Genomic DNA, 15425 nt, shown 5'->3' with positions numbered 1-15425 from the left:
GTGAGGAGAGGAATTATGCCGCAGGAAGTTTTGGAAGTTGAGGTCAAGTTCGCCGTCGATGAGGGGGTCAAGCCGCCGGGCCCCTCGCTTGTCGACGCCACGCTGTCCATTACCTCCACCACCACCCACAACCTCTCCGCCACCTACTTCGACACCGAGGACCTGCGGCTCACGCGCGCCAAGACCGTGCTGCGTCGCCGCACCGGCGGCACGGACGACGGCTGGCACGTCAAGTTTCCGGGCGAAGGTGGCGCGCGCCGCGAGCTGCAGGTGCCGCTTGCCGACGCTTCCGATGCGGAGGTCCCAGCCGAACTCCTCGACGCTGTCTCGAAAGTTATTGGTGATGCGCCGCTGATTCCGATCGCGCGGGTGGACAACCGGCGCGTGGAATCGGTGCTGGGCAAGGGCGGCACCGCGTACGCCGAGTTCTGCGACGACCATGTCTCCTCCGAGTCCTTCCTGCCCGGAGGCCAGAAGCAGTCCTGGCGCGAGTGGGAGCTGGAGCTGAGCGAGGCGGTCGCAGGTACCGAGGCCGGAGAGCAGCTGCTCAATAACGCCTCCGAGGCGATGCTGGCGGCGGGCGCGCTTCCTGCGGATGCGCCGTCGAAGCTGGTCAAAGCACTCGGAGACAGCCTGCCAGCCGGGCCGGTTGACGCGGCGCTTCGCGAGACACGAGACAGGATCGTCGACTACGCCCCGCGCGTGCGCGCCGACGAAGACGACGCCGTGCACCAGATGCGCGTGTCCACCCGCACGATGCGCTCGCTGCTGGAGACCTTCGAAGGTGCCTACAGCGGCACCGACGTCGCCCACCTGGAAGCCGAACTCAAGCACGCGGCCGCGGTGCTGGGTAAAGCGCGCGACGCCGAAGTCGTCGAGCAGCGCGTCCACGACCTGGTTGCCACCGACGAGACCGGCACCATCGATGCCGCCACCGCGGCGCACCTCAACCGCGATATGCGCGAGGTCTACGAGGTCGCGCACGCCGAGATTGTGCAGATGTTGGACTCGGAGCGGTTTGGGGAGTTGCTGGTGGACGTCGATAAGCTGCAGCGGGCCGGTGAGCAGACCGACGCGGAGCTCTATGCGCAGCTGCGCGGTGCCTACAAAAAGCTGAAGAAGCGCCACGCGAAGATGGAAAAGTACGCCGACGATGCTTCGCTGCCGCTGGCCAAGCGCGAGGCGTACGTGCACGCCGTGCGCAAGGCGGCGAAGAAGCTGCGCTACGCCGCAGTCGCCGCATCCGATTCCGGACTGAAGACGAAGCCGCTGGTCAAGGCGTGCGTGAACCTGCAGTCGGTGCTTGGGGACTTCCAGGACTCGGTCACCACGCGCGAGCACCTCGTGCGCCTGGCACATGCCGCGCACGCCCGCGGCGAGGACACCTTTGCCTACGGCGTGCTCTACCAGCGGGAACTCGAGCTCGGCCGGGCCGCACTCGCCGGCTACCCGAAGGCGATGAAGAAGGTGAAGAAGGCGTTGAAGAAGCTCTAGTCCTCCCAGTCCTCGTCCGCCTCGTCGGCGGCCTTGTTGCGCTGGGCTGCGATCTCGAGGGCGTGCGCGGCCTCCTCGCGGGTGTCGTACGGACCCATGCGGTTATCCCAGGACGCGACCTTGCCCTGGGTGACCTCGCCGGTGGTGGGGTTGAAGTAGAACTTGTCGTCAGCCATTGTTGCTCCTTTGCTGGGGTCGTTTTCGCCCCACCCTACCCGCCGCGCACGGTTGGTAGTCTGGGGTTTCACGCCAACCGACTGGAGAGAACGCCGTATGTCTTTGTGGACCGACCCGACCGCCCAGCACGCCGCCCCGGTGGCGGATCGCGCACGTACCGCCCACGAGAAACGCACCGGGCACGCGCCTGCACACGTGGCGAGCGCCCCAGCGACGTGGATTTTGGCCGGCGAGAACGTCGACCACTTCGGCGGCACCACGCTGATCGGCCTGTCCAGCCTGCGCGCGGCGGTGGCGGTCAGCCCGCGCGATGACAACCAGCTCGTCTTTGCCGCCTCCGCGCCCGCTTCCGAGGACGTCGTGGCAACGGCCCCGCTCGGCGAGCCCGCCGACGCCGACCACCCGCTGGCCAAGCGCTGGGGCGGGCTGGTCCACCAGCTCATCCAGCGCCAGGTGCTCTCCCGCGACACGGCGGGCCTGGACGTCACGGTTGTCTCCGACATCCCGCTCGGCGCCGGCCTCGGCGCGCTGTGGGCGGCCGATGCGGCAATGTGCCTCGCGCTTGCAGCCGGCCACGCAGAGATCGACGACGCGCCGTTCCGCGCCCGCCTGGCCGACATCGCCTCCCAGGCCGTCGACTCCTACTCCTCGCTCACCGGCCTGCGCTCGCGCCACACCGCGGCCCTGCGCGCAAGCGGCACCGGCATCGCGGTGATCGACTACGCCGACGGCTCGCTCACCGAGGCGCCGCACCCCGGCCGCGAGGGCGTGCGCATCTTCTCGGTGGCGGAGAAGTTCGGCGAGGCAGACGACGGCGAGGTCGCCCGCATCGCCGAGCACCGCGCGTTTATCGACGCCGCGTGCGCCAACTTCGGCGTCACCTCGCTACGCAAGCTTCCCGACGCCATCGAGCGCGTCGTCGAGTGGGTCACCGCGCGCCGCACCGTCGGCGACGAGACCGCGCCGACGCCGGAGAAGGCGCGCGCCTGGGTGCACTTCTGCGAAGCGGAAACCCTGCGCAGCATGGCCGTGGCCAAGGCGCTGCGCTCGCGCCACACGAACGACCTGTTTACCCTGGTCAACTCCCCGACCGAGATGCGCGGCATAGCGCTGCCGGACGCGCTGGTGAAGCTGTGCAAGACGCGCGGGGCGCTCGCGGCGCGGCCGGCGGCCACCGGTACCTCCAAGGCCGTGCTCGCCCTGGTATCGGTGCGCGATGCCGACGAGTTCGCGCGCACGATGGCCACAGACTTCGACATCGTGGAGATCACGCCGGGCCGCACCGCCTGTCTCGAGGATTAGTCGGCCGGCCAAGCAAAGCCCACCTCGCGCGCGGCTGGGTCGGCGCGCACGAGCGAGAACTTCGTCTCGGTGCCCTCCCCCGGCGCGCCGTGCGAGGGCGCAAGTACCGGCGGGTTGGCGATGAAGATGCGGGCCTCCTCGGCGTCGTTGACCTGCAGGGTAACCCCGTCGAAGTTGTGGCCGACCCAGGGCGCGAGCACGGTCGCCTCGGTGAGGTTGAGGCAGGCCTTGTCCACGGTGTGCGCGAGTTGCGAGGTCCGTCCCATCGTTTTCAGCACGCGCGGGGCATCCGCGTACACCCACTCCGGGATGTCTTTGCCGGCGCAGATGGCCAGGCAGACCTCGGTGGCGTAGCGATCGACCAGCCTGCGCAGCGGTGCGGTGACGTGGCTGTAGTAGCCGCCGATCCCGGCGTGGACCTCCGCGTCCTTCTCCGCCAGGTCGACGTAGCCCGCCCCGCGCAGCAGTTTTTGCGCCTCGCGCATCATGGCCATGCCGCGTGGCGTGTCCGCGTCGATGCCCGCGAGGAACTCGCCGATCTCGCCTGTGACCTCGTAGCCCAAGTTCGCGGCCTCGCGCCGAAACTCCGCCTCCGCCTCACGCGTCGCGGGCCCGAGCGTGCGCAGGAAGCCGACGCCGGCCTCGACCATCATCCGGCCTGCAACCATGCCCGTCATCAGCGAAACTTCCGAGTTGTAGTCCATCACCGGGTGCCGCGGCTCGATGAACAGCTCAAAGGCGTCCTCATCGCCACCCACGCGCACGCTCGGCAGTCGCAGGTTGATCGCTTTTCGACGCAACGAACTCCCCTGCCGCAGCCGCCCCACCTCCGGCAACAGCGCAATCGACGGGTGCGGCGTGCCCGCCTCGAAATCGGCGTGGACCCCCTCGTAGTCCAGGCGCGCCACCGAATGCACCAGAGCGCGCTCGACGTGGGCGTGCTCAACTTCGCCGCACTGGTCGAGTTCGAAGGTCCACAAAACGGCGGGGCGGTCGACGTCGGGAAGCAGCGAGGCGGCGTCCTCGCTCAAGGCTGGCGGGTGCAGGCGCGCAGGCTCGTCGGGCAGGTAGATCGTCTGGCCGCGGTTCAGCGACTCGTCCTTGACCGCGCCTGCGGGCTCGACGAAGGATGCGACGTCCGCGATCGCGTAGGTGACGGTGTAGCCGGCACCGCGCTCGGCGATGTGCACGGCCTGGTCCAGATCGCGTGAGCCGAGCGGGTCGATGGTGACAAGGGGGATCGAGCGGGCGTCGATACGCTCGGCGGCAAATTGGTCTTTCAGCTGCGCCGCTTCCTCGAGCACCGGTGGCGCGAAATCGGTGGGGACGGAAAATTCGCGCGCGATGGCGCGAAAGTTCAGCGGCGCGGCATAGAGTTTCATACCCCGCCATCGTGCCAGACGCGCACGCAGCGCGCTGTACAAAAGGCGAATGAGCCGGCCTATGAGCCGGATTCTGTACCCTTTAAGGGCGGTGACCATCCATCTGGGCCACCCATCGCTGGGCGCCTCAAGCAGCTACCTTCGGACATGGGCGGGCAGCCTCATCGCGTCCGACGATCCCCGCTTTAAACAGCGCGGATTCTTGCCTTGCTCCCGGTGGGGTTTACCTGGCCGCCGATGTCACCACCAGCGCCGGTGCGCTCTTACCGCACCCTTTCACCCTGACCCGGCGTACGCCGGGCGGTCTACTTTCTGTTGCACTTTCCCGCGGATTACTCCGGGTTGCTGTTAGCAACCACCGTGCCCTGTGGAGTCCGGACTTTCCTCGGCCGCCCGCCAGCCCGCATGCGCGGCGGTACGGGCAGCCGCGGTCACCCGGCCGACTCATTCGCAAGGCGTCACTATACCCTACCGGTGGTGCGCAACGTCGTTCACGCAGCGCACGACGCCGAAATCCGCCCAGAAATCCACCACGGAAATGCTGGCCAGGTCGAGGAAGCTGTGCGTGAACACCTCCGCGCCCGCGCCGAGGCCCTGCCGGATCACGGACTTGATCGGCATCATGTGGGTCACCACCAGGATCGTCTGCCCCTCGCGCTGCTCCTGCAGCTTCAGCCGCGCACGGGTCACCCGCCGGTGCAGCGCGGTGATCGATTCGCCGTTCGGAGGGGCCTTGCTTATCGACGCCTCCCAGGCCCCAAACGCCTCCCCATCCTTTTCCTGCGCCTCTTTGCGAGTCAGCCCCTCGAAGTCGCCGAAGTTGATCTCGCGGAAACCGTCGACGGTCTCGAAGCTGTCGAAGCCGAGTGCGTCGGCCGCGGCCTGCGCCGTCTGCTGGGCGCGGGTCTGCGGGGAGGCCACGATCGCGTCAATCGGTCCGAAGGTGCGCAGTGCTTCGGCTGCCCGGCGCGCTTGCGCTTGCCCGAGCTCGGTCAGCTCCGGGTTGGACACGCCGGACAGGCGGTGCTCGGCGGAGTGTTCTGTCTGGCCGTGGCGCAGCAGGATGAAGCGGGTGCGCGGGGTGTCGGTTGCGCCGTGGACGAGCGCGGCAGCGTGCGGGGCTTCGGCTTTCTTCGCCGCGGCGGCGCTGCCAGTTTCAACGATGCGCGGGGTGCCGTCCTTTTCGGCGGCGTCCATCGCGAGGTTGGACAGCTCGTCGGCTTTCTTGTTCTTCGCGCGCGGCACCCAGGTGTAGGTGACGCGCTCGAAGGAGCCAGCAAGTTTGCGGGCCTGCATGGCGAGCTTTTGCATGTCGGGGTGCTTGATCTTCCAGCGCCCGTTCATCTGCTCGACGACGAGCTTGGAGTCCATTGACACCGCGACCTCGGTCGCACCCAGCTCGGCGGCGGCCTCGAGCCCGCGCAGCAGGCCGTGGTACTCGGCGACGTTGTTGGAGGATTTCGCCCCCACAACGTAGACGATTTCGGCGAGGGTTGCGCCGGACTCGTCGTAAAGCACAGCGCCGGAGCCGGCGACGCCGGGGTTGCCGCGCGAGCCGCCGTCGGTAAAGACTGCGACCTTCATCTACGCCTCCGGGTTCGGCTTGACGCGTACGAGCAGGGTGTCGCAGTTCGGGCAGTGCGGCACGGTGTCCGGATCCGCGCTCATCACCTCGGCGCGCTCGGTGGCGGGCAGCTGGATGAAGCAGCCGTTGCAGGTGCGGCCGTTGAAGGCGGCGGCGCCGACCGAGTCGTAGGCCTCGAGGACGTCTGCGGGCAGCTTGGCCCGCAGGGCACCCGTGTCCACCTCTTCGCGCACTGGCAGCGCCTCGACGGCGCGGCGGGCGGCCTCGACCTTGCGGTCGATCTCGTCCAAGCGCGCACCGTGGTTGTCGCGGTTGTTGCGCAGTGCGGCGATCTCGTTGTGGGCCTCTTTCAGCTCGGAGAGCAGGTCGGCGATGCGCGACTTGGCGGCGTAGCGGTCGTGCTCTAAGTCTTTGCGGCGCTCCGGGTTCGTCTCGGCGCTGAGTTGGCGCTTGTCGTCGAGCTCGCGCTTCTTCAGCTTGCGCTCGTCTTCCTGGATGCGCAGGATCTCCAGCTCCATGTCGTCCACGGCCATCTGTGCGGCCGCGGAGGCGGCCTGCAGGTCCTTGCGCTGCTTCAGCAGCTTCTCCAGCTCTTGTTCCTCGGGGCGTGCGGAATCCGGGTGCGCGGCCACGCGGTCGGCCTGCGCCAGCTCCAGTAGCACCGGCTGCTCGGTAGCGGAAAGCTTCACGGTTGCTCCTTACCTCTTTCTAGTTCTTAGCGTTCGGGTGTGCGGACACCGTCCACGGGTCGGTGCGGATATCCAGCACCTGGGTTTCAACGCCTAGCGGCTCAACGATACTCGCCGCCTGCTGCGTCCACGGAAACTCGCTCGCCCAGTGCGCCGTATCGATCACCGCGGGCCCACCCGCGCGCAGGTGCTCGTCGACGGGGTGGTGGCGCAGGTCCGAGGTGACGTACACGTCCACGCCGAGCTTCGCGGCATCGGCAAGGAAGCTATCGCCCGAGCCGGAGGAGACCGCCACCTTCTGCACCATTTGGTCCGGGTCGCCGGCGGCGCGTACGCCCCAGACGGTCTCGGGCAGGGCGTCGGCGACCTGCTGGGTGAACTCGCGCAGCGTCATCGGTGTGTCCAGCTCGCCGACGCGGCCTAGGCCGTAGGCGGTTTCCAGGTCGCGGGTGCCTTCCGGCTCGGCGAGCTGGACGATGTCGAAGGCGGGTTCTTCGTAGGGGTGGGCGGTGCGCAGGGCGTCGATAAGCTTTGCGCGCAGCTTCGTGGGGGCGACGAACTCGACGCGGACCTCGCGCGCGGTGTAGTGCTTGCCCACCTGGCCATCGGTGGGGTCGGCGCCCTCGACGGGGGTGAATTCGCCGGTGCCCTCGTGGCTGAACGCGCACTCGCGGTAGTTGCCGATCGCGCCAGCGCCGGCGTGGAAGAGCTCGCGCTTGAGCCCGTCCGCATCCTTCGGCGGGACGTGCACGCCCCACTTGTCGGTGCCGTTCAAGAAAATCGGCTTGATCGGGCGGCCGGGGCGCACGCCGATGAGCTCGGCGAGCACGTCGGAGACACCCGGGCGGGCGGAGTCGGCGTTCGTGTGCGCGGCGAACAGGACGCAGCCGCCGGAAATCAGGGTGTGGACGACCTTGCCCTTCGGCGTGTTCGCCACCACCGAGGTCACCCCGCGCATGAGCAGCGGGTGGTGCACAACCAGCATCTGCGCGCCGGCGGCGACCGCGGCCTCAGCGACCTCCTGGGTGCAATCGAGAGCGAAGGCGACCTTTTCCACCTCGGCGTCCGGGTCGCCGCAGATCAGCCCCACTGCATCCCAGCTCTCGGCAAGCTGCGGCGGGTAGGCGGTCTCGAGTGCGCGAACAACATCAGCTACGACAGTCATGGCAACCAGCCTACAAATTTGCCATGCTGGGGGCCGTGAAGGATACGCAATTAACAGTGCTTCTCGACGTCGACGGCACCATCATCGACTCCTACCCCGGCATCCGCGAGGGCTTCCTGCGCGGCATCGACGCCGTGGGTCTCACACGCCCCCGTGAGGAATTCATCCGCCGCATCCCCGGCCCGCCGATGCGCGACTCCATGGCCGCTGCGGGCCTTTCGCCTGCGCAGATGGATCAGGCGATGGAGGCGTACTCGGCCTACATGTCCGGCGAAGGCTGGCAGCGCTTCGAGGTCTTCGACGGCATGGCCGAGCTGATCGCCCGATGGAAGGGGGAAGGGATTGGGGTGTGCACGGCGACGTCGAAAAGCGAGCGCTTTGCGCGACTCGCACTCGAGCGCGCCGGGATCTTGGAGCACATCGACTTTCTGGGCGCGGCGAATCACGACGTCGGGCGCAGCACCAAGATCGAGGTGCTCGATTACGTGATGACGCAGCACGCGCCCGCGCGGGCCGTGATGGTGGGCGATCGCACCCACGATTTTGGTGGCGCCGCCGAGTTCGGGCTGCCGTCGGTGGCCGTGACCTGGGGCTACGGCACGGAAGAGGAATGGGCGCAAGCCACGCACACCGCGCATTCTGCGCGCGAATTGGAGGAGATTGTCAATGAATACCGCTAAACCGCTCCACATCGATTTTGTCTGCACCGGCAACATCTGCCGCTCGCCGATGGCCGAGGTGATCATCCGCGACAAGCTCACAGAAGCCGGGCTGGGCGAGCGCGTGCGCGTGACGTCCTCAGGCATCGGCGGCTGGCACGTCGGCGGCCCGGCCGATTCGCGGGCGCGCGAAGAGCTGGCCGCGCACGGCTACGACGGCTCGCAGCACGTCGCCGCCCAGTTCGGTGGGGACCGATACGATGCCGACCTCATCGTCGCGCTGGATACCAACCACGTCTCCGAGCTTGTCGCCCGCGGTGTCGACGAAGACCACGTGCGGCTCATCCGCTCCTTCGACCCGGCCGCGCCCGAAGGTGCCGGTGTTGCCGACCCCTACTACGGCGGCACGGACGGCTTTACCACCACCCGCGAACAGATCGAGGCGGCCGCCGACGGCATTATCGCCTGGGTGAACGACCAGCTAGACTAGGCAGGCGTGAAGGGCAAACAGGGTAAGACAGGCGGCACTAAGCGCGGGTGGAAGGCGTTGCTCAACCCCGGCTGGATCATCGCTGCCATCCTGATCGCCCTGTTTTCCTACTACGCCTTTACCTTCCTCGCGCCCTGGCAGCTGGGCAAGAATGAGGCGCTCGAGCAGCGCAACGAGCACATCACCGAGGCCTTCGACCACGACCCGGTCCCGCTTGCCGAAGTACTCGACGGCTTCGGCCCGGACGACGAGTGGTCGCGCGTTATCGCCACCGGCCGCTACGTGGGCGAGGACGTGCTGCTGCGCCTGCGGCCGGTGGACCGCAACCCCGCCTTCCAGGTCCTGCGCCCCTTCGAGCTGGAATCCGGCGAAACCATCCTGGTCAACCGCGGCTGGGTGCCTGCGGAGAACTCCACGAACGTCCCCGAGATCGCACCCGCCCCAGCAGGCGACGTCACCATCACGGCGATGCTGCTCGCCGGCGAACCAGAGCACACCAAGGCGCCGATGCACGACCAGGGCTACGACATGGTCTACTCCATCAACCCGGCGCAAGTCGGCGAGCTGACCGGCACCTCACTTGCTGCGCCTTACCTGCAACTCTTATCCGACCAGCCCGGCGTGCTCACCGCGATCCCGCTGCCCATGCTGGAAACCGGCAACCACCTCTCCTACGGGCTGCAGTGGATCGCCTTTGGCATCATGGCCCCGGCCGGGCTGCTCTACTTCATCTTCGCCGAGGCCCGCGAGCGCCGCCGCTTCCGCGAGGAGCAGGAAGAACTCGGCGCTACTCCCGCTGTCGAGGAGGCCGCCGCCGCGCCCCCGCGCGAGCGCTACGGGCAAAGCAGGCGCAACCCGTGGCAACGGGCCTACGATAGGCAGGAGGAACGCTAGCGAAGGAAGGACCCGCCCGATGCCACCGCAATTAACCGTCACCGACCGCGACATCCTGGCCGCCCACCTCGACCTCTTCGACCGCGCCGGGCTGCGTTTAAGTCCCGGCATCGAGCCGGCCGATGTGGAAGACGGCGTGTGCGATGACCTCGAGTGCTTCCGGCTTGCGCCCGCCACGACGGTGCTCTCGCTTATCGACGCCGACGCGCAACCCTTCTTCACCAACATCACCTTCCCCGACAACACCGGCCTTTACCCCACCACGCACGCGCAGCTGCCCGCCTACATCCGCGCCGTGTGCGCACCGGCGGGCACGGATCTGCGCGACGTCACGGTGGTGCCCGACCCGGGCTCGCTGGACACCGGTACCGCGCGCCTGCAGTTCGGCGAGTGGGACGTGGTGGACGTCTCCTACGATCTTTCTGCGGGCGGGTGGGAGCCGGATCGTGTCAACGGCTCGCACGGGCTGATCCCCGACCTGATCGCCGCGGCGATCCCCAACGGTGGCGAGGCCGGGATCTTCAGCACCGCCGACGGGGAAACCGCAGTGGTCTACCTCAATGAAATCGATGCCGGTGCGACGCGGACTGCAGTGGTGCACGGCCGCCCCGCCCCGCACACCGCACCGGACGCGAAGAAGCCGGTGACGGCCGCGGCGGCGCGCGCGGCGGCCCGCAACGCCGCGATTGACAACCTGTTCACTGTCCTGTTTGCCGAGGAGGAGAACTAGCTTTCCGGGCGTAGCATTGCCAGCATGACAATCACGAGCAAAGTGCTGCAAAAGGAACACCCCGACGCCCCTTTTAGGATCGTGGAGATCGAACGGCGCGACCCGCGCGAAGACGACGTGGTCATTGACATCAAGGCCGCGGGTATCTGTCACTCCGATATTCACACGATCCGCAACGAGTGGGGCGAAGCGCACTTCCCGCTCACCGTCGGCCACGAGATCGCGGGCGTCGTTGAAGCGGTGGGCAGCAAGGTGACCAAGTTCAAAGTCGGCGACCGCGTGGGCGTCGGCTGCCTGGTCAACTCGTGCGGCGAGTGCGAGCAGTGCACAAACGGCCAGGAGCAAAACTGCCTGAACGGCAACGTGGGCACCTACAACTCCAAGGACGTCGACGGCACAATTACCCAGGGCGGCTACGCGGAAAAAGTCGTGGTCAACGAGAACTTCGTCTGCACGATCCCCGAGGAGCTAGATTTCGACGTCGCCGCTCCCCTGCTCTGCGCAGGCATCACCACCTACGGGCCACTCGCCCGCTGGGACGTGAAGGAAGGCGACAAGGTTGCCGTTGTCGGACTTGGCGGACTCGGCCACATGGGTGTGCAAATCGCCGCGGCGAAAGGCGCAGAAGTCACCGTGATTTCGCGCTCACTGCGCAAGGAGAAGGAAGCGTACGAGCTCGGCGCCAGCCGCATGCTCGCCACCGGCGAGGACGAGGAGTTCTTTGACAACCACTGCGGCGAATTCGACCTCATTTTGTCCACCATCTCCGCGCACTACTCGCTCGACGACTACCTGAAGCTGCTGAAACCTCGCGGCATCATGTCCGTCGTCGGCCTGCCGCGGGGCAGCTGGGCGTGCACATGGGCAGCCTGGTCGGCGGCGGCAAAGTTTTGACCGGCAACAACATCGGCGGCATCGCCGAGACCCAGGAGATGCTCGACTTCTGCGCCGAACACGGCATCGGCGCCGTCATTGAAAAGATCGGCGTGGACGAGGTCGACGCCGCCTACGAGCGGGTCGTTGCAGGCGACGTGAAGTTCCGCTTCGTCATCGACACCTCCACGTTCGCCGAGCACTAGCGGCGGCGGAACCAGACGATAATCGCCACGATGCCGGAGACCACCGTGCTCACGCCCGCGCCGAGGAAGACCAGCGCGGTGAGGATGGCCAACGGGTTGTCGTCGGCTGCGCCCAGCGCACCGACCAGGATCATCAGGAAGATGAAGGACGCGACGACGGTGATCGCCGACCACTTGCACACCTGCGCCGCGCGGTTCTTCTTCGGCTCCTCGGCCGCAAGGACGGCAAAGGGGTCCTCGTACTGCATCGGCGGCGAGGTGAGCGGCTTGTTCGCTTCCTGCATGAGCTCTTCCGGCGTCGGGTAGGCCCAATCGGTGGTGTCCTTCGGCGTCGTCGGCGCAGGCTCCGCGTACGGGGAGACCGGCTGCGGCGCGGGTTCTGGCGCTTCGGGCGCGGCGGCGATGCCGTCGGCAGCGAGCTCCACCACGAGTTCCACGAGCTTCAGCTGCCGCTTCTCCCCCACCCCGTGGAGTTTGCGCAGGTCGGCGGCGCTGGCCGCAAGCGTCTGCGGGAAGTGCTCGCCCCACAGGTCGAGATACTTATCGATCCCAGTCCCCGTCGCCTCCGGCGCATCACCGGGACGCAACTGCGGCGCCAGCTCGTGCAGCGGGCGGTCCGGATGCTCGGCGATCCACGCGGCGGCAGTGCGGGCGGGAGACGGCTCGGTGGCGGCGGCGTCGGTAAGCGGGCCGGGGTTTTCCATAGAGGCAATGAGGTGGGCGAACTGCGACTCCCCCACAATCGGCACGCCGTACTCGCGGGCCTTGCGCGCCTTGCCGCTCATGGTGTCAGGGTTGGCGGCGACAAGGACGGCGCATTTCTTGGTCACGCCGCCGACGTCAAGGCCTGCGGCGATGGCGCGGGCGGTCCACACGTCGCGAGGCATGGCGAGGGTGCCGGTCAGCGCCACGCGGTCGCCGGGGTGAAGTGTGATGTCGGTTGGCAGCGGTTTGATGAGGCGCTCGACCAGTGCCCGGTCCACCTCGAGCGCGTCGGCGATGGCGAGCAGTTCAGTGCGTTCGGCGTCCGTGACCACGCCGTCGGCCCAGGCCTGGACGACGAGCTGGCGGATGAACTCCTCGTTGATCGCCTCGACGTCTTCGTGGGCGAGCCCGGTCGCGGCGGCCTCGAGCTCGTGGGCCTCCTCGCGCGTGATCTGCTTGTCGCGCAGCGCGCTCGCGAGCGTGTCGCGGTAGGCGTCCTCGGCGCGCGCCCCGCTCGCCGGCAAGCTGCCGCTCAGCTGGCCAATCCGGGAGCCCCACCCGTGCTCGCGGTGGAAGTAGCGTAAGAGCTCGGCGGTCGCGGCGGCGTCGCCAAGCGCGGAGTGCGCTTTCTCGTTTCGGATGCCCGCAACCTCGCACGCTTCGCTCAGCTTGCCGACGCCCATGTGCTCCCTCGCCAACTTCATCGTGTCCACCCACCGCTCCGGCAGCGTATCGGGCACGTTCGCGCGGGCGAACTCGGCGGCGAGGAAACGCTTCTCAAACGGCGCGTTGTGCGCCACCGGCGTGCGGTGGCCCACAACCGCGCGGAACTCCTCGGCGATGCGGTCGAACGTAGGCGCGTCCACCAGGTCGGTCGCGGTGATGCCGTGGATCTCGGAGTTGGGGATGTCGCGCATCGGCTGGACCAGCGTGCGCCACCGGTCCTCCTCGTTCAGGTCCGGGTCGAGCAGTACCACGCCGATCTCTAAAACCCGGTCATACTTGCCAAAGCCGGTGGTCTCGAGGTCAATGACCGCATAACCGTTGAGCTGATCCACTGCCACGTTCTCCTAGGTGCCGCGTAAAGCTTGCAGAACCTTGTAGTTTACAGTCAGGTATCTGCGGCTATCACTGAAGCGAGGTGGAATCATGCCAGCACCATTGTTCATTCCGAAGACGAGTGCGGAACTTCGAGCCGAGCGTGACGAAGCAGAGCACGAAATGTCGCCGTACACCGTCGCGATGCTGCGCCGTTTACGTCACGCCGGGGAGGCGACCTTCCGCGAGGAAGCGCTGCTCGACCGTTACGAGTCGCTTTTCTGGCTGATCGGCGGCTAAGTCAGTGGCTCGTCGGGGCAAGCGACTTCCGGGTCTAAATGGAGCTAGCCGTCAAGCCACCAAAGTGAAAAGAACGCACGGCTCTTGCCGGTAGGTAGTAGTCGATGAGATTGCTAGGGTTGAACGGAGGTTATGGATACGGATCAAAAGTGAGCAAAACGTGCTGGTTGCATATTTGGATGAGACGTATGCCAGGGACAAGGAACACGCCCTGGTGGCTTTGGTGCTACCAGCAGATAGGATTGGCGAGCTTGAGGCCAAACTCGATGATGTGGTCGAGAAGGCCCGGAGACAGCACAACTGTCCGGACGAAATTGAACTCCACGGATACGAGCTTTCTGGTGGAGAAGGTAAATGGGAGGGCATCGCGCCTCGCGCCCGTGTCCGGATTTATCAGGATGCAATTGATGCGATCGTGTCAGTTGAGGGAGCCGCAGTATGCCACGGATCCGTCGACCTGCGCGTCAAAGCTCCTGGTGATGCACACCGGTGGGCGCTTACTTTCGCGTTAGAGCAAGTTAACGATTACGCGGCTTACAACGACGAGCGGGTCATCGGAATCTGCGACGACGTCGGAAACAAATCGACTTACCAACGCATGTATGCCCGGGCAAGGAAGTTCGGCACTCCCGGCCGTTTTGGAAGCACACTGCCGAAGTTTTCGGACGGGCTGCATTTCACCCCTTCGTGCTACAGCCGCTTGGTCCAAGCAGTCGACCTGGTGGCTTATGTGTACCGCCGTTCGCAGTTTTTGCCGTTTAGTGATGCTCGAGCGAATAAGGCTATGGCTGACATGTTCGCCACTATGCAACCACTCTGGCAGAGAGGCTTTCACCGGAAATGGTGACGGTGCACGTCACCCCTCGCTTTTCAGCGAGGGGTGCGGCGGGGTTGGTTCGCCTATGAAGACGAGAACCTATCTCTGATACTAGCCGAGGCACTTTACTAGGTAAAGACGTCTACCCCGCAAGAACAATTCCGCCACAGTGTCGCACATGCCGTAGGTCCTCTCCACAGCGGAAGCCGGCCGCCCAAGTAGCAGTGTGTGCCAGGAGTCGTCGCGACGATCAGAGAACTAGGCGTGACAAGTAGCCATCATTGAAGATCCAATGTCGGATACTCCTCCCCTTCTTGTTCAATCTGAACGATCTCAAAACTCCGGGCAATGACTTGACCGGTAACGTCAGTCTCCTCCTCTACTCTGAGCTTCGTTTTGAATTTACTCCCCCGATAGAACCTGACGCTGCCATTGAGGACATCTACGGCGAAATCTTCGTCTTGTAGCGACGCAGTGATAGAACCATACTCGGGATGCTCAAGACGCCATTTCAGCTTCAACGGCTTTTCCATCTGCGGAGTGCCAATTGTGATTATCGCGTCTTCGTAGCGGACAGCGGACCGGGCGTCGGATTCGAGATCCAGGATTCCTTCTGCCTCATTCTCATCAATTGACACCAGTATCTTCCCTTCACGGTCTTTGAGGGTTAGCTCTGCAATCCCCTCCCGCGTGAGTGGCTTGACTACTTTCTTGACATTTTCTCGAAATTGACGGTGTTTTTGCAGCTTTCTCACGTGCTCGGCCAGCAGCTCGTCTCCCAGCTGGTCAATGAGCTCATCTCTTGTCGCATTCTTCCCCTGCGTAAGCCTCTTTAAGGCGTAAATCGCTGCTGTTATCAACGACATCAGCCCACCGCCGATGCCGACAACGGGACCTGACCCCCGTTAGGTAGACACCT

The 15425-nt window shown here is 66.1% G+C and carries 15 protein-coding genes, 1 other RNA gene and 1 pseudogene; 9 read left to right on the top strand and 8 right to left on the bottom strand.

The window, feature by feature from the left end; all coding sequences use genetic code 11:
• Window positions 1-15 precede the first annotated feature (15 nt).
• Window positions 16-1494, top strand: coding sequence for a CYTH and CHAD domain-containing protein (locus HMPREF2990_RS08805; protein WP_141757858.1), 1479 nt, complete (start codon window positions 16-18; stop codon window positions 1492-1494).
• On the opposite strand, the gene HMPREF2990_RS08800 is transcribed toward HMPREF2990_RS08805, so the two are convergent.
• Window positions 1491-1670 (bottom strand): hypothetical protein, encoded by a 180-nt coding sequence (locus tag HMPREF2990_RS08800; protein WP_070764158.1) that lies wholly within the window; start codon window positions 1668-1670, stop codon window positions 1491-1493. The two genes, HMPREF2990_RS08805 and HMPREF2990_RS08800, sit on opposite strands and share 4 nt — an antisense overlap.
• A gap of 97 nt (window positions 1671-1767) precedes the next feature.
• Here HMPREF2990_RS08800 and HMPREF2990_RS08795 point away from each other — a divergent pair, with 97 nt between their 5' ends.
• Window positions 1768-2973 (top strand): galactokinase family protein, encoded by a 1206-nt coding sequence (locus HMPREF2990_RS08795; protein ID WP_070764156.1) that lies wholly within the window; start codon window positions 1768-1770, stop codon window positions 2971-2973.
• On the opposite strand, the gene HMPREF2990_RS08790 is transcribed toward HMPREF2990_RS08795, so the two are convergent.
• The 5 genes from HMPREF2990_RS08790 to HMPREF2990_RS08770 all read right to left on the bottom strand — a co-directional run bounded on the left by HMPREF2990_RS08790 (window position 2970) and on the right by HMPREF2990_RS08770 (window position 7794).
• A complete protein-coding gene (locus tag HMPREF2990_RS08790) occupies window positions 2970-4355 on the bottom strand; it encodes an RNB domain-containing ribonuclease (RefSeq protein ID WP_070764154.1) in 1386 nt (461 codons plus the stop codon). The two genes, HMPREF2990_RS08795 and HMPREF2990_RS08790, sit on opposite strands and share 4 nt — an antisense overlap.
• 46 nt (window positions 4356-4401) lie before the next feature.
• An RNA gene (rnpB, locus tag HMPREF2990_RS08785) (RNase P RNA component class A) lies at window positions 4402-4802 on the bottom strand.
• 21 nt (window positions 4803-4823) lie between these two features.
• Complete coding sequence (locus HMPREF2990_RS08780; protein WP_070764152.1) at window positions 4824-5939, bottom strand: bifunctional RNase H/acid phosphatase; 1116 nt, start codon at window positions 5937-5939, stop codon at window positions 4824-4826.
• The gene (locus tag HMPREF2990_RS08775; RefSeq protein WP_070764150.1) at window positions 5940-6629 is read right to left on the bottom strand and encodes a zinc ribbon domain-containing protein; all 690 of its coding nucleotides are present in this window, start codon (window positions 6627-6629) and stop codon (window positions 5940-5942) included. It lies immediately after the preceding gene.
• 19 nt (window positions 6630-6648) lie between these two features.
• Entirely contained in the window at window positions 6649-7794 is a 1146-nt protein-coding gene (locus HMPREF2990_RS08770) for a Nif3-like dinuclear metal center hexameric protein (RefSeq protein WP_070764148.1), read from the bottom strand.
• Window positions 7795-7817: 23 nt separating this feature from the next.
• Between HMPREF2990_RS08770 and HMPREF2990_RS08765 the strand changes: the two genes are divergently transcribed.
• The 5 genes and pseudogenes from HMPREF2990_RS08765 to HMPREF2990_RS08745 all read left to right on the top strand — a co-directional run bounded on the left by HMPREF2990_RS08765 (window position 7818) and on the right by HMPREF2990_RS08745 (window position 11646).
• Window positions 7818-8474 carry an HAD hydrolase-like protein gene (locus HMPREF2990_RS08765; RefSeq protein WP_070764146.1) on the top strand — a complete coding sequence of 219 codons (657 nt, stop codon included), beginning with the start codon at window positions 7818-7820 and terminating at the stop codon, window positions 8472-8474.
• Window positions 8461-8943, top strand: a complete 483-nt coding sequence (locus HMPREF2990_RS08760) for a low molecular weight protein-tyrosine-phosphatase (RefSeq protein ID WP_070764144.1) — start codon at window positions 8461-8463, stop codon at window positions 8941-8943. Before HMPREF2990_RS08765 ends, HMPREF2990_RS08760 begins: the two co-directional genes overlap by 14 nt.
• A gap of 6 nt (window positions 8944-8949) precedes the next feature.
• Window positions 8950-9837, top strand: coding sequence for an SURF1 family cytochrome oxidase biogenesis protein (locus HMPREF2990_RS08755; protein WP_070764142.1), 888 nt, complete (start codon window positions 8950-8952; stop codon window positions 9835-9837).
• A gap of 19 nt (window positions 9838-9856) precedes the next feature.
• Window positions 9857-10567 (top strand): hypothetical protein, encoded by a 711-nt coding sequence (locus HMPREF2990_RS08750; RefSeq protein WP_070764140.1) that lies wholly within the window; start codon window positions 9857-9859, stop codon window positions 10565-10567.
• A 24-nt stretch (window positions 10568-10591) separates the two neighbouring features.
• Window positions 10592-11646 (top strand): annotated as a pseudogene (locus HMPREF2990_RS08745) (NAD(P)-dependent alcohol dehydrogenase).
• Here HMPREF2990_RS08745 and HMPREF2990_RS08740 read toward each other — a convergent pair.
• Entirely contained in the window at window positions 11643-13409 is a 1767-nt protein-coding gene (locus tag HMPREF2990_RS08740) for an exonuclease domain-containing protein (protein ID WP_070764138.1), read from the bottom strand. The pseudogene HMPREF2990_RS08745 and the gene HMPREF2990_RS08740 overlap by 4 nt on opposite strands.
• 91 nt (window positions 13410-13500) lie before the next feature.
• On the opposite strand from HMPREF2990_RS08740, the gene HMPREF2990_RS08735 reads away from it, so the two are divergent.
• Both HMPREF2990_RS08735 and HMPREF2990_RS08730 read left to right on the top strand, forming a co-directional pair.
• Window positions 13501-13689, top strand: coding sequence for a hypothetical protein (locus HMPREF2990_RS08735; protein WP_070764136.1), 189 nt, complete (start codon window positions 13501-13503; stop codon window positions 13687-13689).
• A gap of 160 nt (window positions 13690-13849) precedes the next feature.
• Entirely contained in the window at window positions 13850-14536 is a 687-nt protein-coding gene (locus HMPREF2990_RS08730; RefSeq protein ID WP_070764134.1) for a DUF3800 domain-containing protein, read from the top strand.
• Window positions 14537-14784: 248 nt separating this feature from the next.
• Here HMPREF2990_RS08730 and HMPREF2990_RS08725 read toward each other — a convergent pair whose 3' ends face one another.
• Window positions 14785-15372, bottom strand: a complete 588-nt coding sequence (locus HMPREF2990_RS08725; protein ID WP_070764132.1) for an LAPAL motif-containing putative phage structural protein — start codon at window positions 15370-15372, stop codon at window positions 14785-14787.
• Window positions 15373-15425 lie beyond the last annotated feature (53 nt).

This window comes from Corynebacterium sp. HMSC071B10 (assembly GCF_001814825.1).
In the GTDB taxonomy this organism is placed as follows: domain Bacteria; phylum Actinomycetota; class Actinomycetes; order Mycobacteriales; family Mycobacteriaceae; genus Corynebacterium.
Note: the sequence above shows the minus strand (reverse complement) of the source record. Positions and strands in the feature narration are given on the sequence as shown.

Coding starts and splice junctions, on each gene's coding strand:
- HMPREF2990_RS08805 (WP_141757858.1), top strand. CDS start 16: ATGCCGCAGGAAGTTTTGGAAGTTGAGGTCAAGTTCGCCGTCGATGAG.
- HMPREF2990_RS08800 (WP_070764158.1), bottom strand. CDS start 1,670: ATGGCTGACGACAAGTTCTACTTCAACCCCACCACCGGCGAGGTCACC.
- HMPREF2990_RS08795 (WP_070764156.1), top strand. CDS start 1,768: ATGTCTTTGTGGACCGACCCGACCGCCCAGCACGCCGCCCCGGTGGCG.
- HMPREF2990_RS08790 (WP_070764154.1), bottom strand. CDS start 4,355: ATGAAACTCTATGCCGCGCCGCTGAACTTTCGCGCCATCGCGCGCGAA.
- HMPREF2990_RS08780 (WP_070764152.1), bottom strand. CDS start 5,939: ATGAAGGTCGCAGTCTTTACCGACGGCGGCTCGCGCGGCAACCCCGGC.
- HMPREF2990_RS08770 (WP_070764148.1), bottom strand. CDS start 7,794: ATGACTGTCGTAGCTGATGTTGTTCGCGCACTCGAGACCGCCTACCCG.
- HMPREF2990_RS08765 (WP_070764146.1), top strand. CDS start 7,818: ATGCTGGGGGCCGTGAAGGATACGCAATTAACAGTGCTTCTCGACGTC.
- HMPREF2990_RS08760 (WP_070764144.1), top strand. CDS start 8,461: ATGAATACCGCTAAACCGCTCCACATCGATTTTGTCTGCACCGGCAAC.
- HMPREF2990_RS08750 (WP_070764140.1), top strand. CDS start 9,857: ATGCCACCGCAATTAACCGTCACCGACCGCGACATCCTGGCCGCCCAC.
- HMPREF2990_RS08735 (WP_070764136.1), top strand. CDS start 13,501: ATGCCAGCACCATTGTTCATTCCGAAGACGAGTGCGGAACTTCGAGCC.
- HMPREF2990_RS08725 (WP_070764132.1), bottom strand. CDS start 15,372: ATGTCGTTGATAACAGCAGCGATTTACGCCTTAAAGAGGCTTACGCAG.